This window comes from Sinosporangium siamense, assembly GCF_016863435.1.
In the GTDB taxonomy this organism is placed as follows: domain Bacteria; phylum Actinomycetota; class Actinomycetes; order Streptosporangiales; family Streptosporangiaceae; genus Sinosporangium; species Sinosporangium siamense.
The window spans coordinates 236,643-257,752 of record NZ_BOOW01000018.1; the positions used below are offsets into that span (position 1 = coordinate 236,643).

Annotated in this window: 17 protein-coding genes; 10 read left to right on the forward strand and 7 right to left on the reverse strand. The window is 68.7% G+C overall.

The window, feature by feature from the left end:
• Positions 1 to 3: 3 nt before the first annotated feature.
• Positions 4 to 1,614 carry an ABC transporter substrate-binding protein gene (locus tag Ssi02_RS14350; RefSeq protein WP_204025711.1) on the reverse strand — a complete coding sequence of 537 codons (1,611 nt, stop codon included), beginning with the start codon at positions 1,612 to 1,614 and terminating at the stop codon, positions 4 to 6.
• 112 nt (positions 1,615 to 1,726) lie between these two features.
• Positions 1,727 to 3,349, reverse strand: coding sequence for an amidohydrolase (locus Ssi02_RS14355; RefSeq protein ID WP_204025713.1), 1,623 nt, complete (start codon positions 3,347 to 3,349; stop codon positions 1,727 to 1,729).
• A gap of 177 nt (positions 3,350 to 3,526) precedes the next feature.
• Between Ssi02_RS14355 and Ssi02_RS14360 the strand changes: the two genes are divergently transcribed.
• The 3 genes from Ssi02_RS14360 to Ssi02_RS14370 all read left to right on the forward strand — a co-directional run bounded on the left by Ssi02_RS14360 (position 3,527) and on the right by Ssi02_RS14370 (position 7,563).
• A complete protein-coding gene (locus tag Ssi02_RS14360) occupies positions 3,527 to 4,411 on the forward strand; it encodes a LysR family transcriptional regulator (RefSeq protein WP_204025715.1) in 885 nt (294 codons plus the stop codon).
• 305 nt (positions 4,412 to 4,716) lie between these two features.
• Positions 4,717 to 5,949 (forward strand): serine hydrolase domain-containing protein, encoded by a 1,233-nt coding sequence (locus tag Ssi02_RS14365; RefSeq protein ID WP_239128904.1) that lies wholly within the window; start codon positions 4,717 to 4,719, stop codon positions 5,947 to 5,949.
• Positions 5,950 to 6,315: 366 nt separating this feature from the next.
• On the forward strand, positions 6,316 to 7,563 hold the full coding sequence (locus tag Ssi02_RS14370) for a serine hydrolase domain-containing protein (protein ID WP_239128905.1): 1,248 nt from the start codon (positions 6,316 to 6,318) through the stop codon (positions 7,561 to 7,563).
• A gap of 31 nt (positions 7,564 to 7,594) precedes the next feature.
• Here the strand turns inward: Ssi02_RS14370 and Ssi02_RS14375 are convergent, their stop codons facing one another.
• Entirely contained in the window at positions 7,595 to 8,056 is a 462-nt protein-coding gene (locus Ssi02_RS14375) for an ester cyclase (protein WP_204025720.1), read from the reverse strand.
• Positions 8,057 to 8,224: 168 nt separating this feature from the next.
• The gene (gene cds1 / locus Ssi02_RS14380) at positions 8,225 to 9,298 is read right to left on the reverse strand and encodes an L-cysteine desulfhydrase Cds1 (protein ID WP_204025721.1); all 1,074 of its coding nucleotides are present in this window, start codon (positions 9,296 to 9,298) and stop codon (positions 8,225 to 8,227) included.
• Between the two features lie 266 nt (positions 9,299 to 9,564).
• Between cds1 and Ssi02_RS14385 the strand changes: the two genes are divergently transcribed.
• The gene (locus Ssi02_RS14385; RefSeq protein WP_204025722.1) at positions 9,565 to 10,161 is read left to right on the forward strand and encodes a sigma-70 family RNA polymerase sigma factor; all 597 of its coding nucleotides are present in this window, start codon (positions 9,565 to 9,567) and stop codon (positions 10,159 to 10,161) included.
• 144 nt (positions 10,162 to 10,305) lie between these two features.
• On the opposite strand, the gene Ssi02_RS14390 is transcribed toward Ssi02_RS14385, so the two are convergent.
• Together Ssi02_RS14390 and Ssi02_RS14395 are read right to left on the reverse strand one after the other, a co-directional pair.
• A complete protein-coding gene (locus Ssi02_RS14390) occupies positions 10,306 to 11,253 on the reverse strand; it encodes an anti-sigma factor RsbA family regulatory protein (RefSeq protein WP_204025723.1) in 948 nt (315 codons plus the stop codon).
• Positions 11,254 to 11,380: 127 nt separating this feature from the next.
• Entirely contained in the window at positions 11,381 to 12,220 is an 840-nt protein-coding gene (locus Ssi02_RS14395) for a DMT family transporter (RefSeq protein ID WP_204025724.1), read from the reverse strand.
• 92 nt (positions 12,221 to 12,312) lie between these two features.
• Between Ssi02_RS14395 and Ssi02_RS14400 the strand changes: the two genes are divergently transcribed.
• The 4 genes from Ssi02_RS14400 to Ssi02_RS14415 all read left to right on the forward strand — a co-directional run bounded on the left by Ssi02_RS14400 (position 12,313) and on the right by Ssi02_RS14415 (position 15,705).
• A complete protein-coding gene (locus Ssi02_RS14400) occupies positions 12,313 to 12,894 on the forward strand; it encodes a helix-turn-helix domain-containing protein (protein ID WP_204025725.1) in 582 nt (193 codons plus the stop codon).
• An 88-nt stretch (positions 12,895 to 12,982) separates the two neighbouring features.
• On the forward strand, positions 12,983 to 13,288 hold the full coding sequence (locus tag Ssi02_RS14405) for a hypothetical protein (protein ID WP_204025726.1): 306 nt from the start codon (positions 12,983 to 12,985) through the stop codon (positions 13,286 to 13,288).
• Positions 13,289 to 13,333: 45 nt separating this feature from the next.
• Entirely contained in the window at positions 13,334 to 14,179 is an 846-nt protein-coding gene (locus Ssi02_RS14410; protein WP_373870136.1) for a polysaccharide deacetylase family protein, read from the forward strand.
• An 11-nt stretch (positions 14,180 to 14,190) separates the two neighbouring features.
• Complete coding sequence (locus Ssi02_RS14415; protein ID WP_239128906.1) at positions 14,191 to 15,705, forward strand: helicase HerA-like domain-containing protein; 1,515 nt, start codon at positions 14,191 to 14,193, stop codon at positions 15,703 to 15,705.
• Positions 15,706 to 16,045: 340 nt separating this feature from the next.
• Here Ssi02_RS14415 and typA read toward each other — a convergent pair whose 3' ends face one another.
• A complete protein-coding gene (typA, locus tag Ssi02_RS14420) occupies positions 16,046 to 17,899 on the reverse strand; it encodes a translational GTPase TypA (RefSeq protein ID WP_204025730.1) in 1,854 nt (617 codons plus the stop codon).
• A 156-nt stretch (positions 17,900 to 18,055) separates the two neighbouring features.
• Here typA and Ssi02_RS14425 point away from each other — a divergent pair, with 156 nt between their 5' ends.
• Both Ssi02_RS14425 and pta read left to right on the forward strand, forming a co-directional pair.
• Positions 18,056 to 18,814, forward strand: coding sequence for an alpha/beta hydrolase (locus Ssi02_RS14425; RefSeq protein WP_204025732.1), 759 nt, complete (start codon positions 18,056 to 18,058; stop codon positions 18,812 to 18,814).
• Between the two features lie 148 nt (positions 18,815 to 18,962).
• On the forward strand, positions 18,963 to 21,014 hold the full coding sequence (pta, locus tag Ssi02_RS14430; RefSeq protein ID WP_204025733.1) for a phosphate acetyltransferase: 2,052 nt from the start codon (positions 18,963 to 18,965) through the stop codon (positions 21,012 to 21,014).
• Positions 21,015 to 21,110 lie beyond the last annotated feature (96 nt).

Sequence of the window (21,110 nt, forward strand, 5' to 3'; positions counted from 1 at the left end):
GGCTCAGCGCGTGAAGCGGGCGGCGCGGAAGTCGACGATGCCGTTGGGCTGGGCGGTGATGCCCTCCACCGACTCGCGCATTCCGGCGTAGAAGGACGGACGGATCAAGAAGATCATCGCCACGTCCTCAGCGAGCGTCGAGCTCAGCTCCCCGTAAAGTTCACGCCGCTTGCCGGGCTCGGGCTCCGACCGGGCCGAGGTCAGGAGCTTGTCGGCCTTCTCGCTTGAGTAATTGCCGAAGTTGGACGGGCTGCCGGTCGCCGCGAAGCGGGTGATGTTGGCGTCCGGGTCGATGCGTCCCGACCAGGAGTTTATGTAAAGGGTGAAGTCGCCGGCACTCGCGGCGGCGAGCGCGGCGGTCGACTCCTGCGCGTTGATCTGGAGGTCGAAACCACCTTCTGCGACCATCGACTTGAGCGCCTGGGCGATGCGGCCGAACTCGGGGGTGTTGTTCAGGACTATCGACACCTTCAGCGGCGTGGTCACGCCCGCTTCCTTCAGCAGGGCGCGCGCCTTCTCCGGGTCGTGCGGCGGGCAGGCGGTGGCGGCCTCGCTTGCCAGGGTGGACGACGGTGCGACGAAACCGCATGCCACGGCATAGCGGCCGGTGTAGACGACCTTGTTGAGCGCCTCGCGGTCGATGCTCAGCTCGAAGGCTTTGCGGACCCGGGCGTCCGTGGCCAGGGGGCCGTCGACCTTGCCGGGTTTGCCGACGCCGTCGGAGTTGCCGATGTTGATCTCCAGGCTGATGAACCCGATGCCCTCGGTCTTGACGACCTTGGTGCCGTTCTTGCCGTCCAGACTGTCGATATCCGTGGTGGGGATTCGCTCGATGACGTCGATGTCGCCGGAGCGCAGATTCGTCACCCGGATCGTCGAGTCGGGAATGATCTGGTAGGTCACGCTGTCGAGCTGAACTTTGGCGGCGTCGTAATAGTTCGGGTCCTTGACGACCTTGACGTAGTTCTGCGAGGCGCGCTCGGCGTATTTAAAGGGACCGACGCAGACGGGGTTGTTCCCGAAGTTGTCCCCGGCCGATTTCAGCGCCGTCGGCGACATGATGATGCCGGCCCTGTCGGTGAGCAGAACGCTGAAGGCGCCGGGCGAGATGGGCTGCTTCATCTTGAGGCGCACGGTGTGCTCGTCGGCGACCTCCACGCTGTCCAGCGCCGCGAGTTCGGTCTTGCGCTGGGAACTCGGGAGGTTCATGTGCCGGTCGAGCGAGACCTTGACCGCTTCGGCGTTGAACGGCGTGCCGTCGGCGAACTTCGCGTCCTGCCGCAGTTTGATCGTGACGGTCTTGTAGTCCGCGCTGAACTCCGGCTCACCGGTGGCGAGCCTGGGAACCATGGTGGCCTCGGGGGACACCGCGTAGAGCTGTTCGCAGATCGAGTCGAAGATCGCGGCCGAGGTGAAGGTGTTGGCCAGCGTCGGGTCCAGTTGTCCAGGCTCGGCTGCTACGGCGAAGGTGAGGTCCTTGCCCCCACCCCCGCCGGTCGCCCCGGTCGCGTTCAGCTGAGAGCTGCACGCGCCGAGGGCCAGGACGCCGGTGAGGGTGAGAAGAGTGAACAGGCCGCGCCGCGACCCTCCGTGAAATGCATGGACAGATCCCATGTGGTTCCTTGGAGATCAGGAGGTGTGGTCCAGTGGCGGAACAGGGGTCGGGGCGGCGCCGCCCGGTCGGACGGCGCCGTGGCGTATTCAGTTGTGCCGGCGGCGGGCTGCTTCAGGCGACGGCGCCGCTGCTCCAGACCGTGCGACCGCCGAGGAGCGTCAGCTCCGAGGTGATCGTGTGGATCTCCTCGACCGGCACGGTGAAGAAGTCCTTGGACAACACGGCCACGTCGGCCTGATAACCGGGCAGCAGCCTGCCGCGGACGTCCTCCTCGAACGTGCACCACGCGCTGCCGACCGTGTAGCCGCGCAGCGCCTCCTCCCTGCTCAGCAGGTTCTCCTTGGAGAGCGTCGGGGTGCCCGACACCGTCAGCCCGGTGAGGAACCACTGCATGCTGGTGAACGGGTTGTACGACGCCACCCGCATCGCGTCCGACCCCAGCCCGATCGGCACCTCCGCATCGTGCAGGGCCCGCAGCACCGGCGACTCGGCGACACGCTCGGCGCCCCACGTGGCGATGGCCTTCTCGCCGTTCAGGCGCAGCAGGCTCTGAAGCATGAGCCCGGCCCCGAGAGCCTTCAGCCGCTCGATGTGCTGCTTGCCGACCGGCTCGGCGTGCACGAGGGTCCAGCGCAGGTCGCGGATGGGGTGCACCTTGTCGATGCGCTCCCACAGGTCGAGCAGCCGGTCGATGTAGCCCCGCTGGTGGGCGTGGATCTGCACGCTCCAGCCCTTGGCGGCGAGCGGCGCCAGCAGGCGCTCGTGGTGGTCCATGGCGTCGTCGGAGGTGTCGCCCGGTTCGGCGATGCCGTCGTGGCTGCGGTAGAGGATCACCTCGCCGATGCCCGACACGCGCAGCAGGTCGTCGCCGAAGCCCGGCTCCAGGTAGCGCGCGTAGCCCGCGATCTCCTCGTCCTCCATGCCGGGAGCCGAGGGGTGCTGGTAGAGCCGCACCCGGGTGACCAGCTCGCCGCGCCGCCACGCCTCATAGACGGGGCCGTAGACGTCGGGCCCGGTGTTGTAGCCGCCGCCGTCGATGCACCCGGTCATGCCGAGCCGGGCGAACTCCCTCGACACAGCGGCGGTGGAGGCGACCTGCTCCTCGAAGGTGGGAGCGGGAAGCTGCTTGTAGAACCACGGCATGAGGAGCCGGCCGGAGCCGCGCCCGGTGAGCGCGCCGGTCTCGTCCCGCTCGAAGGTGCCCTGCGTGAGCCCGGCCACCAGCTCGTCGTCGATACCCATGGTGGTCATGGCGAGCGTGTTGAGCTGCACCCAGGCATATTGCATCTGCACGTACACCGGGTGGTTGGGGGCGACGCGGTCGAGGTCCTCCCTGGTGGGGCCGCGCCCGCCGTCGGTGAACTGCTTCTCGTCCCAGCCGCCGATGACCCTGATCCAGGTGCCCTCCGGCTGGTTCCTGGCCGCCTCCTCGATGGTCGAAAGCGCGGTGGACAGCTCGTAGACGTCCTCCCAGCGCAGCTCGTCGTTCCAGGTGAGCCCGGCGCGGACGAAGTGCACGTGCGAGTCGATGAGGCCGGGGACGACCCTGCGCCCGCCTAGGTCCACGACCTCGGTGGAGTCGTCGGCGAGCGCGCGCACCTCCTCGTCGGTGCCGACGGCGGTGATCACGCCGTCGCGGATCGCCAGCGCGCTGACCTCGGCAGGGAGGTCACCGCCGTCGGCGAGTGTGGTGATGAGTCCGTTGACGAGAATCCGGTCTGGGGTCGAGGGCAAGACCCGCACCTCCGCCTTACATCGATCAGGTTGATAGGACCGGTACGGCATAAGCCCGCGATCGACGAACATCCGAACGAATGCCCAGGTCCCGGCCACGTTTCCTCTCATCGTCGCCCTTCTCCTGTCCTAGGTCCAACAGAACGTTTTGCAGGCAGCAATCGATATATTCGATAGATGGAACTGCGGCAGATAGAGCACTTCATCGCCGTGGCCGAGGAGCTCAACTTCTCCCGCGCCGCGCGGCGGCTGAACCTCAGCCAGTCGGCGGTGTCGGCCTCCATCCGCGCTCTTGAGCGCGACCTCGACGCGTCGTTGTTCCACCGCAGCAGCCGCGCCGTGGGGCTCACCGAGGCGGGCCGCGTCTTCCTCACCGCCGCCCGCGGGCTGCTCGCGGCGGCGCGCGACGCCCGCAACGCCGTGACCGCCGTCGGCGGCCTGCTCGCCGGCGCGGTGCGCATCGGGCTCATCCAGAGCCTGGAGGGCCTCGACATCTCCGGCGCCCTCATGGAGGTCCGCGATCGGCATCCCGGCCTCACCCTGCACCTGCGCCAGGGCTATCCGGACGCCTTGTTGTCCGATGTGGCCAAGGGCAGGCTCGATCTCGCCGTCGTGCCCATGCGGGAGGCCGTCCCCGAGGGGGTGCGCCTGCGCCTGCTGCACAGCGAGGACCTCGTGGTGGTCACCCCGCCGTTCCATCCGCTGGCCGGCCGCGCGACGATCGACCTCGCGGAGTTGTCCGGCGAGGTGTGGGTGGAGTTCCTGAAGGGCACGGCCCTGCGGGAGACGACGGACGCGGCGGCACGCGCCGCGGGTGTCGCCCGTGACGTCGTCGCGGATGTGGGGCAGGTGCCGCTGCTGGTGGAGCTGGTGCAGGCGGGGGTCGGCATCGCGATCCTGCCCCGGTCGGTCGCCGAGCACGCGGCCCTGCCGCTGGTCGCGATCCGCAGGGACGCCCCGCGCCGCGTCCTGGCCTTGGCCGGCCCCGACTCCCCGGCCAGCCCGGCGGCCGGCGTCGTGAGCGAGGCCCTGATGTCGGCCAGGCGGCGGTCCACGACCTGAGCCGGGCGACACCGGGCGATGTACGGCGTAAGCCACGGTAACCCTCTCGGCGAACCCGATGGTGCTTGAACGGGCGGTGCCGCGGTTCCGCCTCACATGCGATTACGGCTATGAATGGAACACCGTACCGGGGTAGTCATAAAGCTTTCGAAACAAACAGGTGGCTCGCGAATCCTTTTCAACGGTTGACTCCGGATAAATCCCGCAAGAGGATCGCGATGTCGTTCCCCCTGAAGGAGAAATCAAGCATGGTGCGTTCTATTCGGCATGCCCGCGCATGTTTGCGGGTGATTCCGGGGCTTGGAATGGCAGCCACCCTACTTGTGGCGACCCCCGGGGCCGCCATGGCCGGGCCGCGTCCCGTGGACTCGGCCGCTGCGATCGATCGGCAGGGGCTCCAGCGTGCGCTTGGTGATCTGATCGCCGCGGGCATGCCCGGGGTGTACACGGCCGTCCGCGACGGCCGCGATCGCTGGGCGGGCGCGGCGGGGGTGGCCGACCTGGACACCGGGCGGCCCGTGCAGCCGTGGATGCGGCACCGCGTCGGCAGTGTCACCAAGACGTTCGTCGCGGTGGCGGTGCTTCAGCAGGTCAAGAAGGGCACGATCGAGCTGGACGCGCCGATCGGCCGCTATATGGCAGACCTGGTGCCGGGGGAGCGGGGGCAGAAGATCACCGTGCGGATGTTGCTCAATCACACGAGTGGCATCAACGACCACATCCTCGGAGCGTTCCCATCGGTTCGTCAGGGGTCGCTGCAGAGCCTGGAGGACAATCGTTTCCGCACCTTCCGCCCCGAGGAACTGGTCGCCTTCGGGCTCGCCGAGCCGCCCACGGGTGAACCGGGTGCGAAATCCGTCTACTCCAACACGAACTACGTCCTCGCTGGAATCCTCCTGAAGAGAGTCACCGGCCAGGAACCTGAGCGCTATATCACCCGCAATGTCATCCGCCCGGCCGGGCTGGAGAACACCTATTTCCCGCGCACGCCGTACATCGTCGGACCGCATTCCAAGGCATATGACCATTTCAATGGGCTGCTTCCGGAGCTACGTGACTTCAGCGTCTACGATATGTCGTGGCTTGGCACGGCGGGATCCATGATCTCGACCGTGGACGATCTCAACCACTTCTTCCGGCTCCTGTTCATCGGCAGGGTGCTGGACCCGGCGGAGATGCGCGAGATGCTGACCACGGTGCCGGCGCACGACCAGTGGGGCGCCCCGATGGGGGACTACGGGCTCGGCATCTACGCCATGGACACGCCGTGCGGCCGTTTCTGGCTGCACAGCGGGGGAGTCTGGGGCATGGGCACCTACGCCTTCTCGACCCTCGACGGGAAGCGGCAGTTCAGCCTTGGCATCAACCGACTGCGGTGGAGTGAGACCGACGAGAACGGCGCGCCGCGGCCGCATCCCGTCGACGGAGCGCTCGTCGACGTGCTGCTGACCGGTCTGTGTGGCGGGAAGCAGACCGCGGCCAAGAGCGCCGACGCCTGGAAGCCCACGTTTGTCACGGACTTCCGGATCAAGCGCTGACCCCGCTCTTCGCGGGATGAGGTCGGCGTGGTCATTCGCGAGATGTAGACGATCTCCTCCTCACTGGGGAGGAGGTCCGGCGCGCGAGATGTCATGCTTCGTCTGCTGCCCCGATCTTGCCGAGAGAGGCGAAGCGCTGGGGTGGCTTCCGGCCGGCAGGCCGAGGGACCTGTCGGCCGGTGCAGTCCGCAAGCGATCCCTGAGGGGATGTGTCGCCCTGCCTCCCGGACACCTTCCTTCACCGGCTCCCGCACCTTGGATCCGCTCCTGCCGGGATCGCTCCGTCGTTCCCCTTAAGGAGAGAACTGAATGGTGTCTTCTGGTTTAGGTGCCTCTCGACGCCGGCGTACGGCCGCAGGTGTCGGAGTGGCCGTCGCCCTGTTCACCCTGACCCCCGCGACCGCGGCGCTGGCGGAGCCGGTGCCCTCCGAGGGGGCCTCGGCCGCGGTTTCGGGGATCGACCGTCGTGAGCTTCGCCGTACGCTCGACGGGTTGGTCGAGGCGGGCATGCCAGGGGTCTACGCCGGGGCGCGTGACGGGCACGACCGGTGGTCGGGTGCGGCAGGGGTGGCCGACCTGGAGACCGGGCGGCCGGTGCGGCCGTGGATGAGGCACAGAGTGGCCAGCCTCACCAAGACCTTCGTCGCGGTCGCGGTGCTTCAGCAGGTCAAACAGGGCACGATCGAGCTAGACGCGCCGATCAGCCGCTATGTGGCCGATCTGGTGCCGGGGGAGCGCGGTGACAAGATCACCGTGCGGATGTTGCTCAACCACACGAGTGGGATCAGGGATTACATCCTCTGGGCGTTTCCGTCGTTCCTTGAGGGATCAGCGCAGAGTGTGGAGGACAATCGCTTCCGCACCTTCCGCCCCGAGGAGCTGGTGGCCCTCGGGCTCGCGGCGCCGCCGACGGGGCAGCCGGGGGAGATCTCCCTCTATTCCAACACCAACTACATCCTCGCCGGGATCCTCCTGAAGCGGGTCACCGGCCTTGATCCCGAGGCTTACATCACCCGCCACGTCATCCGTCCGGCAGGGCTGAAGGACACCTATTTCCCGCGCACGCCGTACATCGCGGGGCCGCACTCCAAGGCATATGACGACTTCCACGGGCTCCTCACCCCCGTGCGCGACTTCAGTGTCTACAACATGTCGTGGCTTGGCACGGCGGGATCCATGATCTCGACCGTGGACGATCTCAACCGCTTCTTCCGGCTCCTGTTCACCGGCATGGTGCTGGGCCCGGCGGAGATGCGCGAGATGCTGACCACGGTGCCGGGGTACGACCAGGGCGGCAATCCGCTAGGCGACTACGGGCTCGGCATCTATGCGCAAAACACCCCGTGTGGTCGGTTCTGGGCTCACAGTGGGGTGACGTTCGGCATGGGCACCCTCGTCTACTCCACGCCGGACGGCGAGCGGCAGTTCAGCGTCGGGTTCAACCAACAGCGGTGGCACCGGCTCGACGGCAACGGGGTGCCGCAACCGCATCCCATCGACAGGGCGCTGGGGCAGGTGGTGCTGACCGGCCTGTGCGGCGGGAAGCAGACGGCGGCGAAGGCCGCCGATGCCTGGAAGCCCACGTTCGTCACGGACTTCCAGATCAAGCGCTGACCTCACGCGCCGCAGGGCGAGGCCGGTGTCGTCAGTCGCCGGCCTCTTCCGCGTTGATGCCTTCCCCGGGGGAGGGAAAGGGGAACCAGCCGAGCTGGGCCAGCAGTTCCAGCTGATCGAAGTAGACGCGCAGGCTCACGATGAACCCGTCTTCCATCGAGCACAGAAAGCAGCCTCGCACCCGGATGGGGCGGCCGGTCGCCGGGATGATCCGGCCGTCGGGCAGCGGGTAGGGCCCTCTGTGGGTGCCCACCAGTTGATATTCGTCGACTGTGGTGTCCGTGTGGTCGATGGATTCCCACACCGTGGCGTGCAGATCGGGGAAGGTCGTCCACAACTCGGTGAGGAAGTAGGCCAGTTGCTCGCGCCCCTCGGCCTGGCCCTCCGGCGTGATGGTCACACCCCTCGGGCTGAAAGTGGGCAACAAAGTGTCCAGATCGTGGGCGTTGAACCCCGCCAGGTAGCGGTCGCGCAACTCCGAGGCCTGAAGCATGTCGCCTCCCCCTTCCCGGCCGCCCGCGGATGAAAGACGGAGGCTGTGCCGCCGGTGAGCCACCCGCATTGGTCCGCGTCATCCACGCTATCCGGGCGAACGTGCATGGGCGAGGACCGGGGACGGGTGGCTGAAGGCTGTCCGGGGAACGATCTACCAGGGCCTCTCTCACTCCGTGAGAAAGGCCTTCAGGTCGGCCAGATGCGGGGCGAGGTCGAGTCCGCGTGCGGCGAGCCAGGCGTCGTCGGCGTAGGTGCCGCGGTAGCGTTCGCCGCCGTCGCAGATCAGCGTGACGACGCTGCCGCTTTCGCCCGCCGCGCGCATCTCCCTGATGAGGTGTACGGCTGCCGCCACGTTGGTCCCGGTCGAGCCGCCGACGTCGCGGCCGGTGATCTCGCGTGTCCACCTCATGGCGGCGATCGACAGGGCGTCGGGCACGCGGATCATCCGGTCGATGACCTGGGGAAGGAAGGACGGTTCGACCCGGGGGCGGCCGATGCCCTCGATGCGTGAGCCGGGGGCGGTCACGGTGGCGTCGTCGGCGATCCAGGAGTCGTAGAAGGCCGACCCCTCCGGGTCGACGACGGCGAGCCGGGTGTTGTAGCGGCGGTAGCGGATGTATCTCCCGATCGTGGAGGAGGTTCCGCCGGTTCCCGCGCCGACCACTATCCAGGTGGGCTCGGGGGCGGGTTCCATCGCCATCTGGCTGAAGATGCTCTCGGCGATGTTGTTGTTGCCCCGCCAGTCCGTGGCGCGTTCTGCGTAGGTGAACTGGTCCATGAAGTGGCCGCCGGTCTCCGCGGCGAGCCGGTGGGACTCCTCGTAGATGGCGGTGGGGTCCTCGACGAGGTGGCACTTGCCGCCGTAGAACTCGATGAGGGCGATCTTCTCGGGGGACGTCGAGGCGGGCATGACCGCGATGAAGGGCAGGCCGATGAGACGGGCGAAGTAGGCCTCGCTGACGGCGGTGGATCCGCTGGACGCCTCGACGATCGTCGTGGATGGAACGATCCATCCGTTGGCCAGGCCGTACAGGAACAGGGAGCGGGCCAGGCGGTGTTTGAGTGAACCGGTGGGGTGGACCGACTCGTCTTTAAGGTAGAGGTTCACACCCCAGTGAACGGGGAGCGGGAAGACGTGTAGATGAGTGTCACAGCTTCGGTTGGCGTCGGCTTCCACGGTGCGGATGGCCTCGGCGACCCATGTGCGCGCCCGGAGGTCATGGCGGTCGACGTATTCCATGGGGTACACGGTAGCTCTCGGCACATATGTGTGACTCTGGCCACATTTTACTTTGAATCGAGTGAAGAGTGTTACGATAATGAGACTTGTCCGGCTACAGGCGTGAGAATGCCGCCGTATGCCGTTGAGCCCCCTGACCAGGCAGGACTCTTAACAGCACCCTTACGGGCCTACTGCAAGGATGATCTAAGCCGTCAGAAGGTCCGACGGTGGGGCTTGCCTGCGGACCTGATGGGTAGTGGGGGGATCATTACGAGGGGGAGAGCATGATCTCGATGACCGAAGAGCAGCGCCAGACGTGGTTCGAGCGTGATGTCGTTCCGGTGACCGGCCAGCTCTACGCCTCCGCCATGCGGCTGACCAGAAACACGGCCGATGCGGAGGACCTGGTCCAGGAGACCGTGGCGAAGGCCTTCACCTCTTACCACCAGTTCCGTGAGGGCACCAACCTCAAGGCGTGGTTGCACCGCATCCTCACGAACAACTTCATCAACGACTACCGCAAGAAGCAGCGCTCTCCGAGGTTGTCGGCGACCGAAGAGATCGAGGACTGGCAGCTCGCCGCCGCCGAGTCCCACACCTCCACCGGGCTCAAGTCCGCCGAGACCGAGGCGCTTGAGCAGCTTCCCGACAGCGTCGTGATGGACGCGCTGCGGTCGCTGCCCGAGGACTTCCGTGTGGCCGTCTACCTGGCCGACGTCGAGGGCTTCGCCTACAAGGAGATCGCTGACCGCATGGGCACCCCCATCGGCACGGTCATGTCGCGGCTCCACCGCGGACGCCGCCAGCTTCGGACCATGCTGGAGAGCTACGCCCGAGACCTCGGCTTCGTGCGCCTGCCCGAGCAGCGCCAGGCCGCCTGACCCCACATTCGCTTAAGCAGGAGGGTCCGTACCACCCGGTGCGGGCCCTTCGGCATGTCCGGGCGTGGGTTCTGTACGGTGCCGCCACGCTGGACCGATCACACGTGCGTCCTGGCGGGGTCGGACGAGCTTCATATGCAGTCTTCAGACCAGCTTCATGTGCAGTCTGACGTGCAGCGAGCCGTTCTGCTCGCGGATCTCGACCAGGTCGCAGAGCTGCCTGCTGATCCACAGGCCGTAGCCCCGGTCGGACTCCGGCTCGGGAGGCAGATAGCCGGGCAGCGGCGCGTTGATCGCTCCACCGGGGTCGGCGATCTCGCAGACCAGCTCCTGGCCGGTGGTCCACATGGCGAGCACGCCGTGGCCTGCTCCGTGTTTGACGCTGTTCGCGGCGATCTCGGACACGCTGAGCACCAATGACACGACCTGGTCGCGCGGCATGCCCGCGCGCAGGGCGTAGTCGGTCACGGTCTGGCGGAGCCGGCCGAGATCGCCCGGGGTGAACTCCGCGGAGACCGACGGCGAGGGCGGCTCGGTCAGCGGAGTCTCGTCGCCGTGCAGCCTGAGCTGGTCTGGCGGCACATAGGCCGTGCTGTGCCGGACCGACTGCCCGGTCAGGTAGCTGGGGTGGGTGCGGGCCACCTGCGCCAGCACGTGGAACGGGGTGCTGCGCCGGTCGAACAGGCACATCGCGGTGACCTGCGCGCCGCTGAACAGCGCGTTGACCACCGATTCGTAGCGGATCCACTCGCGGGTCTCCCGCTCGTCCCGTCCCGGCCAGATGGGCTCGCCGATCAGCAGGGTGTGCCCGTGATGGCCCAGCGAGTAGTCGTGTGTCGCGGTCAAAGTGCGATAGGGGTGGAGATACCAGGAGTCCGCGGGCCGGTGGTCGACGCGTGAGATGTCGGGGCCGAGGGCCGCGGCCAGCAGGTCGCGGATCAGCGGGCCGGTGCTCAGAAGGACACGGTGACCTGCACTGATGGCTTTCTGGACGGCGGGTAGAAGCACCCGCAGCGACTCGTCCTCCGAGGCGTAGGGCACGGCGATATGCGCGAAGGCCTCACCTGCTCGGGCGTCCCGATCGGGCTGCACGGGCAAGACCGTAGCAAGCCCTCGACCCCAAGACAACGCGTGAGGGCCGGGGCGCGCCGTACCCCCTCGTCCGTGCACCGTTCCACAGGCCCCCGGCCGGGGAAACGGGGGCGGGTGATCAGGCCGGTCATCCCGCCGCGATGAGTACGGCGGCGCCGAGGGCGAAGCCGACTCCCGCCAGTTGCACCGGGCCCAGGCGTTCGCCCAGCACGTAGCGTGCGAGCAGCAGGGTGCCGACGGGATAGAGCGACGAGAGCACGGCGACGAGGCTGATCATCCCCCCGCTCTGGACGGCGAGCAGGTAGAGCACGTTGGCCGCCATGTCGAGCACTCCGGCGCCCACGATGAAGGGCAACGAGCCGGGGCCGGGCTTGAGAGTCTGGTGCGTGGCGAGGGCCAGGGTGACGATGAGGGTGAGGGAGGCCAGCCGGGCGCCGACCAGGGGCCACATGCCCGCGTTGTCGGGCGCCAGGCTGAGAAGGATGAAAAATCCGCCGAAAGCGGCGCCGGATACGAAGGCTGCCACCACGGGCCTGGCGGTGGTCCCGGCTTTGGGTGCTTCCGCCGTACGGCTCACGAGCACGACCGCGACGAGTGCGACGGCGACCCCGGCGAGGGCGAGGGGTTGTGGCCGCTCGCCGGTGGCCAGGCCGAACACGACGGGCACGGCGGCCGAGGTGCTGGCGGTGACGGGGGCGACGACCGACATCGTGCCGTTGGCCAGCGCCCAGTAGAAGAGCACGAGCCCGGCCGCACCGGCGAGGCCCGCGGTCATGCCCCACACGAGCGCCTCCGCGCCGAACGCGCCGGGCAGGACCGGGAGCAGGCCGGCGACGAGCAGGAGTCCGGCGAACTGCGAGAGTCCCACGACCGCCATCACACGCGCGCGCCGGCTGGCGAAACCGCCCAGGAAGTCGGCGATGCCGAACACCGCCGCGGAGATCATTGCCAAGAGGGCAGCTGTCATGGTTGTCGCCTTCGCTCGGACCACTGTGTTGCACTAATCGTGCAATCTAGTGGATGCAGCATAGTGCACTTTAAATGCAATAGACTGCACTCGTGCCGGACCATGAGACGATCACCGCCGCCATCGCCGGCAATGTCAGAGGTCAGCGCCTGCATCGGGGGATGACGCTCGACGAGCTCGCCGCGCGGTCGAGCGTGAGCCGGGGCATGCTGGTCCAGGTCGAGCAGGGGCGGACCAATCCGAGCGTCAACACGCTGGCGCGCATCGCCGACGCGCTCGGCATCACGGTGGCCAGGCTCGTCGAGGTCGCCGATACCCCGCCCGTGCGGGTCGTGCGCCCGGCGGACGTGGTGACGTTGTGGCGGGGGGACAAAGGTGGGGCCGCGCGCATGCTGATCGGCACGGACGCGCCCGCCATCCTGGAGTTGTGGGACTGGGTGCTGGGGCCGGGGGAGCACCATGACGGCGACGCGCATCCCGCCGGCACGCGCGAGATGCTGCAGGTCATCGAGGGGGAGCTGACGCTCACCGTGCAGGGCGCGAGCCATGTGGTGGAGGAGGGCGGCGCGATCCTCTTCGCCGCCGACCGGGCCCACCGTTATGCCAACAACGGCGAGGGCTCGATGAGGTTTGTGATGGTTGTCTCGGAACCTCGGGATGTGCCAGATCAATAGCTGAAAAAATCCCCATGATGACACCATGAAGTCACATGATTACCTCATGTGTTCGTGTTGTCGCCGGGACCGCCCGAGGGCCGGCCGGATGAACGACTCGTGTGGCGCGATCGAGAAACTCCTGGCGGAGCTGGCTGAATTGGGGGTCGTCTCCGCCTACGAGATCGGTGACGCCATGACCTTGTCTGTGTGGTTTGGGCTGGTGGTCAGGTTCCGTGATGGTTTTTACCGCTGGCAGGAGGGCGCGGTGAAACAGCGCCATCTGGGTACTGATCCGAGTGGTTGTGCAATTCGCGTGGCGCGTCGCCACGCCGAATTGCAGGCGGATGTCCCACCCTGGTGGGAGGGCCTGGTCAGCGTGCTGCGGGGGGATGTGACCAAGGGCCACCCGTAGCAGTTGTTCGCACCCCTCGCGTGGCTTTCGGGGGGAAGCATGCGGGTGCGAGGGGTTCCGCTCGCGGTGCTGGCCGGGTTGATGTGCTGTACCACGCTCAGTTGTGGCTTTGGATCGTTCCAAATCGGCCAGCTGGTCGGTCACCTGCCCCGGCGGACCGCCGCCGCGGCCCGTCCGGCGGTCCCGGCCGCCGTCGATCCGATGGCCCTGGCGGGCAGGCTGCGCGCGATGCAGCCCGCCTGGCCCGCCCCGCCGCGCGGGGCGACCTTCAGACCCCGGATGCTCAACTGCTCGATGCTTAAATGTGTGGCCCTCACCTTCGATGACGGCCCGGGGGAGGCCACCCGCCGGCTCCTCGACGATCTCGCCGTCCGGCAGGTCAAGGCCACCTTCTTCGTCGTCGGGCGGATGATCGTGGAGGACGGCCCGCACACGCTGCGCCGTATGGTCGCCGAAGGCCACGAGCTCGGCAACCACACCTGGGACCACCCCGCCCTCACCTCCGTCTCCCGCACCGCGCTCAGGGAGCAGATGGACCGCACCCAGCGGGTCGTCGGCGCCGCCGTCGGAGTCAGGATGCAGATCATGCGCCCGCCGTATGGCGCGACCGACGAGCGCGTAGCGGCCGAGATGCGCCGCCTCGGGCTCGCCCAGATCCTCTGGAACGTCGACACCCTCGACTGGCGCGACCGCGACTCCGAGATCGTCTACCGGCGGGGGGCGAAGGCACCGCCCGGCTCGATCGTGCTCATGCACGACATCCACAAGACGACGGTCGCCGCCGTGCCCCGGATGGTCGACACCCTCCTCGCCAAGGGCTACACGTTCGTGACGGTCTCCGAGTTGTACGGCAGAGCACCTGCGCCCGGCGGGCGCTACACCAAACGTTGACGGGGGACATCGTGATCGAAGAAGTCGAGCAGGGATATGCGTTCGACGGGCCCACCTTGGACCTCGGGGCCCTCTACTGGGACGGGCAGACCCGCCCGGAAGCGCAGATACACATCCCGCTGCGCATGCTCAACCGGCACGGCCTTGTCGCCGGAGCGACCGGCACCGGCAAGACCAAGACCCTGCAGCTCATGGCGGAGCAACTCTCCAATCAGGGGGTCCCGGTCTTCCTCGCCGACGTCAAAGGCGACCTCACCGGCCTGGCCACCGCCGGCACACCGTCCGACACGGTGAGCGGCCGCGCCGCCGAGGTCGGCCAGACCTGGCAGGGCGTCGCCTGCCCGGTCGAGTTCTACTCCCTCGGCGGGCTCGGGGACGGCGTGCCGATCCGCGCCACCATGACCGACTTCGGGCCCACCCTGCTGTCCAAGGTGCTGGCCCTGAACGAGACCCAGGAATCCTCCCTCGGGCTCGTCTTCCACTTCGCCGACTCCCAGGGATTGCCGCTGCTGGACCTCAAGGACCTCAGGGCCGTGATCCAATATCTCGTCGACACGCCGGAGGCCCTGAAAGGCGTCGGCGGGCTGTCCAAGGCGACCGCGGGGGTGCTGCTGCGGGCCCTCACCAACTTCGAGGCCCAGGGCGCCGAACGCTTCTTCGGCGAACCCGCGTTCGACACCCTCGACCTGCTGCGCACGACCCCCGACGGGCGCGGCGTGGTGTCGGTCCTGGAGTTGCCCGCCGTCCAAGATCGCCCGGAGATGTTCTCCACGTTCCTCATGTGGCTGCTCGCCGACCTGTTCAGCGCGCTGCCTGAGGTGGGCGACCCCGAAAAGCCCGCTCTGGTGTTCTTCTTCGACGAGGCCCACCTGCTTTTCACCGGCGCCTCACGCGCCTTTCTCCAGTCGATCACGCAGACCGTGCGGCTCATCCGCTCCAAAGGCATCGGCGTCTTCTTCGTCACCCAGACCCCGAAGGACGTGCCAGCCGACGTGCTCGCCCAGCTCGGGGCCCGGGTCCAGCACGCCCTGCGCGCCTTCACCCCGCAGGACGCCAAGGCCCTTAAGGCGACCGTGTCCACGTTCCCGGCTTCGCCGTATGATCTTGAGGAGGTGCTCACCGGGCTCGGCATCGGCGAGGCCGTGGTCACCGTACTCTCCGAACGCGGCACACCCACCCCCGTCGCCTGGACCCGCCTCGCCGCCCCGGAGTCGCTCATGGGCCCCTCGTCCCCTGACACCGTGCGCCGCATCGTCGCCGCCTCGCCCCTCAACACGAAATACGGCGAGGCCGTCGACCGCGAGTCGGCCTACGAGATGCTGACCACCCGCCTCGCCCCCCACCCGCACCCCGAAGAGGAACAGCAGGTACGGCGTGAGCCCGCCGAACACCACACGAAACCGGAGGGCGTGGTGGCGAGTGTCCTCGGCTCCACGGCATTCAAGTCGTTCGCCCGCTCGGCGGGCACCGCGCTCGGCCGCGAGATCACCCGCACGGTCTTCGGCACCTCGCGCAGGAAGCGTTGAATTTGCTCACGGGCGGCCCCGTGAAGGACCCGCCCGTGAACGTTTCCCGAAGTGCGGTCACAGGTGTGACCACCTCCATTTGGACCTTGCTTATGGGGGCCGTGATGGGCGTCCTGAACGCTTCTGTGGGTGCCGGGGGGCATCAGGCGGTCCTGTGGGCTGTTCGCCGCATCCGGAAGTCCCTGCACGACGGCCACGTCACGAGGGCGGGGTGACTCTCGGCGTTCCCCGGCCTGTTGGCCGGGTCCACGGGCGGCAGGTGCGTGCCGGGGCTCCTCAGGTCCCTTAGACGGCGAACGGCCGATCCCCGGGTGCGGGATCGGCCGTGTTCTTGGAGCCGTCAGTTGTTGCGCTTGGCGCGGGCCGCGGTGCGGGCGCGCTCGGCGGCGTTGAGGACGACCTTGCGCAGGCGGATGGTGGTGGGGGTGATCTCCACGCACTCGTCCTCGCGGATGAACTCAAGCGCCTGCTCCAGGCTGAGCTGGCGCGGCGGGATGAGCCGCTCAAGCTCCTCGCCGGTGGAGGAGCGCATGTTGGTGAGCTTCTTCTCCTTGGTGATGTTGACGTCCATGTCGTCGGAGCGGGAGTTCTCCCCGACGATCATGCCCTCGTAGACCTCCGTGGTGGGCGGCACGAATAGCGTGCCGCGCTCCTGGAGGTTGAACATCGCATAAGAGGTCGCCGGGCCCGTCCGGTCGGCCACCAGGGAGCCCGTCGGGCGGGTGCGCAGCTCGCCGAACCACGGCTCGTAGTCCTCGAACACGTGGTGGGCGAGGCCGGTGCCCCGGGTCTCGGTGAGGAACTCGGTGCGGAACCCGATGAGGCCGCGGGCCGGCACCAGGAACTCCATGCGGATCCAGCCGGTGCCGTGGTTGGTCATGTGCTCCATGCGGCCCTTGCGGACGGCGAGAAGCTGGGTGATCGCCCCGAGGTATTCCTCCGGGCAGTCGATCGTGAGCCGCTCGACCGGCTCGTGCACCTTGCCGTCGACCTCCCGGGTGACGACCTGCGGCTTGCCCACGGTCAACTCGTAACCCTCGCGGCGCATCTGCTCCACCAGGATCGCGAGAGCGAGCTCACCCCGGCCCTGCACCTCCCACGCGTCGGGGCGCTCGGTGGGGAGCACACGCAGGGACACGTTGCCGACCAGCTCGCGGTCAAGGCGGTCCTTGACCATGCGGGCGGTGACCTTGGACCCCTTGACCTTGCCCACGAACGGGCTGGTGTTGGTGCCGATGGTCATCGAGATCGCCGGCTCGTCGACGGTGATCAGCGGCAGCGGCCGCGGGTCCTCCATGTCGGCGAGGGTCTCGCCGATCATGATGTCGGGGATGCCGGCGATGGCGATGATGTCGCCGGGGCCGGCCTCCTCGGCGGGCTTGCGCTCAAGCGCCTCGGTCATCAGCAGCTCGGAGATCTTGACCCGCTCGATCGACCCGTCGATGCGGCACCAGGCCACCTGCTGGCCCTTGCGGATGGTGCCCTGGTGCACCCGGCACAGCGCGATGCGGCCGAGGTAGCTGGAGGAGTCGAGGTTGGTGACGTGCGCCTGGAACGGCGCGGCCGGGTCGTAGACCGGCGCGGGCACCGTCTTCGTGATCGTCTCGAACAGCGGCTCCAGGTCGGCCGCGTCGGGCATGCCGCCGTCCTCGGGCCGGTTGAGGCTCGCCCGGCCGGCCTTGGCCGAGGCGTAGACGATCGGGAAGTCGATCTGGTCCTCGGTCGCGTCGAGGTCGAGGAACAGCTCATATGCCTCGTCGACGACCTCGGCGATGCGGGCGTCGGGCCGGTCGACCTTGTTGATGCACAAGATGACGGGCAGCTTGGCCGCCAGGGCCTTGCGCAGCACGAACCGGGTCTGCGGCAGCGGCCCCTCGGAGGCGTCGACCAGCAGGACCACGCCGTCGACCATCGACAGGCCCCGCTCGACCTCGCCGCCGAAATCGGCGTGGCCGGGCGTGTCGATGATGTTGATTGTCATGTCGCCGTGACGGACCGCGGTGTTCTTCGCGAGAATGGTGATGCCCTTCTCGCGCTCAAGGTCATTGGAGTCCATGACCCGCTCATCCACGTCCTGATTGGCGCGGAACGCTCCGGACTGCCACAGCATGGCATCCACCAGCGTGGTCTTGCCGTGGTCGACGTGCGCGATGATCGCGATGTTGCGCAGGTCGTCGCGGCTGTTCAAAGGCATGATGGAGTCTCGCTCTGGGATCGTGGGTGCGGGCCGCGGACATGCGGCCAGCCCATTTTATATGGCCTTCGGCCATACACGCGGCGGGTGCGTTCTTCACGTAGTTCTCAGCAAGCCTTGCGGAACGTTCAAATGCTGTGCTCGTAGGCTCGTGACATGTCCTTCGCCGTGAGTTTTCCCGTGATGTTGCGCACCAAGGACGGTGTGCGGATCGACGCCGTCCACACCCCCTCCCGCGGGCCCGGTGATCTCTGCGTCGTGATCGCCCACGGATTCACCGGATCCTGGCGCGAACGCACCAGCAGACGCATCGCCCACGTCTTCAGCGCCTTCGGCGGAGTCGTCGCCTTCGACTTCCGCGGGCACGGCCGCTCCGGCGGCCTCAGCACCGTGGGCGACGAGGAGGTGCTCGACGTGGCGGCAGCCGTACGGCACGCCCGCACACTCGGCTACGCGCGGGTGGCCGTGGCCGGATTCTCGATGGGCGCGGCGGTCGCGCTGCGCCACGCCGCCCTCCACGGCGGTGTGGACGCGGTGGCGTCGGTCAGCGGCCCCGCGCGGTGGTACTACCGGGGGACGGCGCCCATGCGGCGCGTGCACTGGGCCATGGAGCAGCGCATGGGACGGGCCGCCGCCCGCGTGTTCAAGGGCACCCGCATCCGCTCCACGGGATGGGACCCCGTGCCCCTGGCCCCTTTTGAGGCGGTGCCGTTGATCAGCCCCATCCCGCTGCTCGTCGTGCACGGCGACCGGGACGCCTTCTTCCCCCTCGATCACGCCTACCAGCTCTACGAGGCGGCCCAGGAGCCCAGAGAACTGTGGATCGAGGACGGGTACGGCCACGCCGAGAGCGACGCCACCCCCGAGCTCATCCGCCGCATCGGCCGCTGGGTCTCCGCGTCTGTGGCCGGCTGAGCCGCGCCGCTCGGGCCTCCTTCTGAACACCTGGGCCGCGCCGCTCGTGCCTCCTTGAACCCCCGCCGGGCGGCGGTTACGTTGGGTGACTGCTCGCCTCCCCCCGATGCGACTCACCGGCAATCGGCATCAAGGGGGAGACGGAGCGATGCGCAGCGTCTATGTGGCCGGCCTCGGGCACGGCGACGGCCTGCAGGTCGTCGAGCTCGGCCTGATGGAGCTGCTCGCGCGCCGGGTGGAGCGTCTCGGCGTGTTCCGGCCCGTCGCGCCCAGAGGAGCCGACCTGCGGGTCGATCCCGCCGTCGAGCTCATGCGGGCGCGCTATCGGCCTGCCCACGTCGCGAGCGGCGTCACCCTGGAGGAGGCCGAGGAGACCATCGCGGCCCAGGCCACAGGGGCGCTGCTCGACCGGCTCGCCGAGCGGTTCGCCGTCTTCGAGGCGGCCTGCGACGCGGTGCTCGTGCTCGGCGGCTCCTCCGCCCTCGGCGACCTCGCCGGCGAGCCCGCCTTCGACGCCAAACTCGCCGCGCGGCTGTCCTCGCCGGTCGTGATCGTGGCCGGCGGGGTGGGGCAGGACGACGACGTCACCTCCAAGTCGCTGCGCATCGGCTACCAGGCGTTCGTCGAGCAGGGGTGCCCGGTGCTGGCCGTGATCGCCAACCGGGTGCCCGCGGGCGCCGTCGTCGGCGCCGACCTCCCCGTGCCCTGCTACGTCATCCCCGAGAACGCCGCGTTGTCCGCGCCGACCGTCGCACAGGTCGCCGACGTCTTGCGCGCCGTGCAGGTGCAGGGCGACGCCGCGAGCCTGCTGCGCGACGTGTCGGGGGTCCTTCTCGCCGGCGAGACCCTGCCTGGATTCCTCGATCATCTGCGCCCAGGCTGCCTCGTCGTCACCCCGGGAGACCGCACCGACCTGCTGCTCGGTGCCGCCGCCGCCGACGCGGCCGGCACCGCGCGTCCCGCCGCCGTCGTGCTCAGCAACGGCGTCAAACCCACCCCCGCCGTCCGCGGGCTCACCGCGCGGCTCGCCCCCGGCCTGCCGGTGCTCTCGGCCGCCGCCGACAGCTTCGCCGTCGCCGACGCCGTGACCGGCCTGCCCGGCAGCCTGTCCGCCGACAACCCGCGCCGCACCGAGCAGGCCCTCGGCCACTTCGAGAGCCACGTCGACTCGGTCGGCCTCGCCGAGCGCCTCGGCCTCGGCCGCCCCCGGCGGGTCACCCCGCTGATGTTCGAGCAGACCCTGATCGAGCGGGCCAGGGCCGAGCGGCGGCACATCGTGCTGCCCGAGGGGGAGGAGGACCGCGTGCTGCGGGCGGCCGAGGCCGTGCTGCGGCGCGGCATCGCCGACCTCACCCTGCTCGGCAGGGAGGACGTCATCCGCCGCCGCGCGGGCGACCACGGGCTCGACCTCCAGGGCGCCAAGATCGTCGACCCGCTTACCTCGCCGATGCGCCACTCCTTCGCCGAGCGCTACCACGCGCTGCGCGAGCACCGCGGCGTGACCGTGGAGCGCGCCCGCGACATGGTGACCGACGCCAACCACTTCGCGACGATGATGGTGCGCGCCGGCGTCGTGCACGGCATGGTGTCGGGCACGGTGCACAGTTCGGCCGCGACCCTGCTGCCGGCGTTCCAGATCATCCAGACGGTGCCCGACATCTCCACCGTCTCCTCGGTCTACTTCATGTGCCTGGCCGACCGGGTGCTGCTGTTCGGTGACTGCGCCGTCAACGCCGAGCCCGACGTGACCCGCCTGGCCGACATCGCCATCTCCTCGGCCCGCACCGCCGCGCGTTTCGGCATCGAGCCCCGCGTCGCGATGCTGAGCTACTCCGCGGGCGCCCTCGGCGCCAGGGCCGACGTCGACAAGGTGCAGGAGGCCACCGACCTCGTGCGCTCACGCGTGCCGGAGCTGCTGGTCGAGGGCCCCATCCAATATGACGTCGCCGTCGACCCCCGTGTGGCCGCCGCCCGCCTCCCGGAAAGCCGGGTCGCCGGCCAGGCCACCGTTCTGGTCTTCCCCGACCAGCACACCGGCGCCAACACCTGCCTCGCCGTCCGCCGCTCCGCCGGCGCCGTGGCCGTCGGCCCGATCCTCCAGGGCCTGCAACACCCGGTCAACGACCTCGCCCGCGGCGCCGATGTGGAAGAGATCGTGACCACGATCGCCATCACCGCGATCCAGGCCCAAGGACTCTGACGCCGCATCCCCGCCGCTCGACGCCCGAGAGATGCGGCGAAGTCCGCCGATCCCGCTAAGAGCAGGCAACGAGCAGAAGAGCCACGTTGCCGAGGA

What these genes read in the sequence shown, in the direction of transcription:
- Ssi02_RS14350 (WP_204025711.1), bottom strand. Translation starts at nt 1,614, where the DNA reads ATGGGATCTGTCCATGCATTTCACGGAGGGTCGCGGCGCGGCCTGTTC.
- Ssi02_RS14360 (WP_204025715.1), top strand. Translation starts at nt 3,527, where the DNA reads ATGGAACTGCGGCAGATAGAGCACTTCATCGCCGTGGCCGAGGAGCTC.
- Ssi02_RS14365 (WP_239128904.1), top strand. Translation starts at nt 4,717, where the DNA reads ATGGCAGCCACCCTACTTGTGGCGACCCCCGGGGCCGCCATGGCCGGG.
- Ssi02_RS14375 (WP_204025720.1), bottom strand. Translation starts at nt 8,056, where the DNA reads ATGCTTCAGGCCTCGGAGTTGCGCGACCGCTACCTGGCGGGGTTCAAC.
- cds1 (WP_204025721.1), bottom strand. Translation starts at nt 9,298, where the DNA reads ATGGAATACGTCGACCGCCATGACCTCCGGGCGCGCACATGGGTCGCC.
- Ssi02_RS14385 (WP_204025722.1), top strand. Translation starts at nt 9,565, where the DNA reads ATGATCTCGATGACCGAAGAGCAGCGCCAGACGTGGTTCGAGCGTGAT.
- Ssi02_RS14395 (WP_204025724.1), bottom strand. Translation starts at nt 12,220, where the DNA reads ATGACAGCTGCCCTCTTGGCAATGATCTCCGCGGCGGTGTTCGGCATC.
- Ssi02_RS14405 (WP_204025726.1), top strand. Translation starts at nt 12,983, where the DNA reads ATGAACGACTCGTGTGGCGCGATCGAGAAACTCCTGGCGGAGCTGGCT.
- typA (WP_204025730.1), bottom strand. Translation starts at nt 17,899, where the DNA reads ATGCCTTTGAACAGCCGCGACGACCTGCGCAACATCGCGATCATCGCG.
- Ssi02_RS14425 (WP_204025732.1), top strand. Translation starts at nt 18,056, where the DNA reads ATGTCCTTCGCCGTGAGTTTTCCCGTGATGTTGCGCACCAAGGACGGT.
- pta (WP_204025733.1), top strand. Translation starts at nt 18,963, where the DNA reads ATGCGCAGCGTCTATGTGGCCGGCCTCGGGCACGGCGACGGCCTGCAG.